The 5,100-nt window shown below is 52.6% G+C and carries 4 rRNA genes; all 4 read left to right on the top strand.

Features of this window, described 5'->3' with window-relative positions:
* Positions 1 to 2,288 (top strand): 23S ribosomal RNA (locus ACWF4Z_RS38100); the annotation flags it as partial.
* A 55-nt stretch (positions 2,289 to 2,343) separates the two neighbouring features.
* Positions 2,344 to 2,459 (top strand): 5S ribosomal RNA (rrf, locus tag ACWF4Z_RS38095).
* A 186-nt stretch (positions 2,460 to 2,645) separates the two neighbouring features.
* A 16S ribosomal RNA gene (locus ACWF4Z_RS38090) occupies positions 2,646 to 4,195 on the top strand.
* A gap of 170 nt (positions 4,196 to 4,365) precedes the next feature.
* Positions 4,366 to 5,100 (top strand): 23S ribosomal RNA (locus ACWF4Z_RS38085); the annotation flags it as partial.

Genomic DNA, 5,100 nt, shown 5'->3' with positions numbered 1-5,100 from the left:
CGTGCAAGGTTAAGCAGAAGATGCGGAGCCGCAGCGAAAGCGAGTCTGAATAGGGCGCATGAGTACGTGGTCGTAGACCCGAAACCAGGTGATCTACCCATGTCCAGGGTGAAGTTCAGGTAACACTGAATGGAGGCCCGAACCCACGCACGTTGAAAAGTGCGGGGATGAGGTGTGGGTAGGGGTGAAATGCCAATCGAACCTGGAGATAGCTGGTTCTCTCCGAAATAGCTTTAGGGCTAGCCTCAAGGTAAGAGTCTTGGAGGTAGAGCACTGATTGGACTAGGGGCCCCTACCGGGTTACCGAATTCAGTCAAACTCCGAATGCCAATGACTTATCCTTGGGAGTCAGACTGCGAGTGATAAGATCCGTAGTCGAAAGGGAAACAGCCCAGACCGCCAGCTAAGGTCCCAAAGTATACGTTAAGTGGAAAAGGATGTGGAGTTGCTTAGACAACCAGGATGTTGGCTTAGAAGCAGCCACCATTTAAAGAGTGCGTAATAGCTCACTGGTCGAGTGACTCTGCGCCGAAAATGTACCGGGGCTAAACGTATCACCGAAGCTGCGGACTGTTCTTCGAACAGTGGTAGGAGAGCGTTCTAAGGGCTGTGAAGCCAGACCGGAAGGACTGGTGGAGCGCTTAGAAGTGAGAATGCCGGTATGAGTAGCGAAAGAGGGGTGAGAATCCCCTCCACCGAATGCCTAAGGTTTCCTGAGGAAGGCTCGTCCGCTCAGGGTTAGTCGGGACCTAAGCCGAGGCCGAAAGGCGTAGGCGATGGACAACAGGTTGATATTCCTGTACCACCTCCTCACCATTTGAGCAATGGGGGGACGCAGGAGGATAGGGTAAGCGCGGTATTGGATATCCGCGTCCAAGCAGTTAGGCTGGGAAATAGGCAAATCCGTTTCCCATAAGGCTGAGCTGTGATGGCGAGCGAAATATAGTAGCGAAGTTCCTGATTCCACACTGCCAAGAAAAGCCTCTAGCGAGGTGAGAGGTGCCCGTACCGCAAACCGACACAGGTAGGCGAGGAGAGAATCCTAAGGTGATCGAGAGAACTCTCGTTAAGGAACTCGGCAAAATGACCCCGTAACTTCGGGAGAAGGGGTGCTCTGTTAGGGTGCAAGCCCGAGAGAGCCGCAGTGAATAGGCCCAGGCGACTGTTTAGCAAAAACACAGGTCTCTGCGAAGCCGTAAGGCGAAGTATAGGGGCTGACGCCTGCCCGGTGCTGGAAGGTTAAGAGGAGCGCTTAGCGTAAGCGAAGGTGCGAATTGAAGCCCCAGTAAACGGCGGCCGTAACTATAACGGTCCTAAGGTAGCGAAATTCCTTGTCGGGTAAGTTCCGACCCGCACGAAAGGCGCAACGATCTGGGCACTGTCTCAACGAGAGACTCGGTGAAATTATAGTACCTGTGAAGATGCAGGTTACCCGCGACAGGACGGAAAGACCCCGTGGAGCTTTACTGCAGCCTGATATTGAATGTTGGTACAGCTTGTACAGGATAGGTAGGAGCCTTGGAAACCGGAGCGCCAGCTTCGGTGGAGGCATCGGTGGGATACTACCCTGGCTGTATTGACCTTCTAACCCGCCGCCCTTATCGGGCGGGGAGACAGTGTCAGGTGGGCAGTTTGACTGGGGCGGTCGCCTCCTAAAAGGTAACGGAGGCGCCCAAAGGTTCCCTCAGAATGGTTGGAAATCATTCGCAGAGTGTAAAGGCACAAGGGAGCTTGACTGCGAGACCTACAAGTCGAGCAGGGACGAAAGTCGGGCTTAGTGATCCGGTGGTTCCGCATGGAAGGGCCATCGCTCAACGGATAAAAGCTACCCCGGGGATAACAGGCTTATCTCCCCCAAGAGTCCACATCGACGGGGAGGTTTGGCACCTCGATGTCGGCTCATCGCATCCTGGGGCTGTAGTCGGTCCCAAGGGTTGGGCTGTTCGCCCATTAAAGCGGTACGCGAGCTGGGTTCAGAACGTCGTGAGACAGTTCGGTCCCTATCCGTCGCGGGCGCAGGAAATTTGAGAGGAGCTGTCCTTAGTACGAGAGGACCGGGATGGACGCACCGCTGGTGTACCAGTTGTTCTGCCAAGGGCATCGCTGGGTAGCTATGTGCGGACGGGATAAGTGCTGAAAGCATCTAAGCATGAAGCCCCCCTCAAGATGAGATTTCCCATTCCGCAAGGAAGTAAGATCCCTGAAAGATGATCAGGTTGATAGGTCTGAGGTGGAAGTGTGGCGACACATGGAGCTGACAGATACTAATCGATCGAGGACTTAACCATATTTTTGAATGATGTCACACCTGTTATCTAGTTTTGAGAGAACACTCTCAATTTGTTTGGTGGCGATAGCGAAGAGGTCACACCCGTTCCCATACCGAACACGGAAGTTAAGCTCTTCAGCGCCGATGGTAGTCGGGGGTTTCCCCCAGTGAGAGTAGGACGCCGCCAAGCAATTGCACATTAGTGTAATTTTTCAAAAAAGTTATTGACTTTGAAGAAGTGACATTGTATACTAATAAAGTTGCTTTAACAAAGCGGACAAACAAAATGATCTTTGAAAACTAAACAAGACAAAACGTACCTGTTAATTCAGTTTTTAAAAATCGCACAGCGATGTGCGTAGTCAGTCAAACTACTTTATCGGAGAGTTTGATCCTGGCTCAGGACGAACGCTGGCGGCGTGCCTAATACATGCAAGTCGAGCGGACAGATGGGAGCTTGCTCCCTGATGTTAGCGGCGGACGGGTGAGTAACACGTGGGTAACCTGCCTGTAAGACTGGGATAACTCCGGGAAACCGGGGCTAATACCGGATGGTTGTTTGAACCGCATGGTTCAAACATAAAAGGTGGCTTCGGCTACCACTTACAGATGGACCCGCGGCGCATTAGCTAGTTGGTGAGGTAACGGCTCACCAAGGCAACGATGCGTAGCCGACCTGAGAGGGTGATCGGCCACACTGGGACTGAGACACGGCCCAGACTCCTACGGGAGGCAGCAGTAGGGAATCTTCCGCAATGGACGAAAGTCTGACGGAGCAACGCCGCGTGAGTGATGAAGGTTTTCGGATCGTAAAGCTCTGTTGTTAGGGAAGAACAAGTACCGTTCGAATAGGGCGGTACCTTGACGGTACCTAACCAGAAAGCCACGGCTAACTACGTGCCAGCAGCCGCGGTAATACGTAGGTGGCAAGCGTTGTCCGGAATTATTGGGCGTAAAGGGCTCGCAGGCGGTTTCTTAAGTCTGATGTGAAAGCCCCCGGCTCAACCGGGGAGGGTCATTGGAAACTGGGGAACTTGAGTGCAGAAGAGGAGAGTGGAATTCCACGTGTAGCGGTGAAATGCGTAGAGATGTGGAGGAACACCAGTGGCGAAGGCGACTCTCTGGTCTGTAACTGACGCTGAGGAGCGAAAGCGTGGGGAGCGAACAGGATTAGATACCCTGGTAGTCCACGCCGTAAACGATGAGTGCTAAGTGTTAGGGGGTTTCCGCCCCTTAGTGCTGCAGCTAACGCATTAAGCACTCCGCCTGGGGAGTACGGTCGCAAGACTGAAACTCAAAGGAATTGACGGGGGCCCGCACAAGCGGTGGAGCATGTGGTTTAATTCGAAGCAACGCGAAGAACCTTACCAGGTCTTGACATCCTCTGACAATCCTAGAGATAGGACGTCCCCTTCGGGGGCAGAGTGACAGGTGGTGCATGGTTGTCGTCAGCTCGTGTCGTGAGATGTTGGGTTAAGTCCCGCAACGAGCGCAACCCTTGATCTTAGTTGCCAGCATTCAGTTGGGCACTCTAAGGTGACTGCCGGTGACAAACCGGAGGAAGGTGGGGATGACGTCAAATCATCATGCCCCTTATGACCTGGGCTACACACGTGCTACAATGGACAGAACAAAGGGCAGCGAAACCGCGAGGTTAAGCCAATCCCACAAATCTGTTCTCAGTTCGGATCGCAGTCTGCAACTCGACTGCGTGAAGCTGGAATCGCTAGTAATCGCGGATCAGCATGCCGCGGTGAATACGTTCCCGGGCCTTGTACACACCGCCCGTCACACCACGAGAGTTTGTAACACCCGAAGTCGGTGAGGTAACCTTTTAGGAGCCAGCCGCCGAAGGTGGGACAGATGATTGGGGTGAAGTCGTAACAAGGTAGCCGTATCGGAAGGTGCGGCTGGATCACCTCCTTTCTAAGGATATTATACGGAATATAAGACCTTGGGTCTTATAAACAGAACGTTCCCTGTCTTGTTTAGTTTTGAAGGATCATTCCTTCGAAACGTGTTCTTTGAAAACTAGATAACAGTAGACATCACATTCAATTAGTAATACAAGATATCACATAGTGATTCTTTTTAACGGTTAAGTTAGAAAGGGCGCACGGTGGATGCCTTGGCACTAGGAGCCGATGAAGGACGGGACGAACACCGATATGCTTCGGGGAGCTGTAAGCAAGCTTTGATCCGGAGATTTCCGAATGGGGAAACCCACCACTCGTAATGGAGTGGTATCCATATCTGAATTCATAGGATATGAGAAGGCAGACCCGGGGAACTGAAACATCTAAGTACCCGGAGGAAGAGAAAGCAAATGCGATTCCCTGAGTAGCGGCGAGCGAAACGGGATTAGCCCAAACCAAGAGGCTTGCCTCTTGGGGTTGTAGGACACTCTGTACGGAGTTACAAAGGAACGAGGTAGATGAAGAGGTCTGGAAAGGCCCGCCATAGGAGGTAACAGCCCTGTAGTCAAAACTTCGTTCTCTCCTGAGTGGATCCTGAGTACGGCGGAACACGTGAAATTCCGTCGGAATCCGGGAGGACCATCTCCCAAGGCTAAATACTCCCTAGTGACCGATAGTGAACCAGTACCGTGAGGGAAAGGTGAAAAGCACCCCGGAAGGGGAGTGAAAGAGATCCTGAAACCGTGTGCCTACAAGTAGTCAGAGCCCGTTAACGGGTGATGGCGTGCCTTTTGTAGAATGAACCGGCGAGTTACGATCCCGTGCAAGGTTAAGCAGAAGATGCGGAGCCGCAGCGAAAGCGAGTCTGAATAGGGCGCATGAGTACGTGGTCGTAGACCCGAAACCAGGTGATCT

The sequence above is a fragment of the Kribbella sp. NPDC055071 genome, from assembly GCF_053608045.1.
This window is presented reverse-complemented; position numbering and strand designations above follow the sequence as displayed.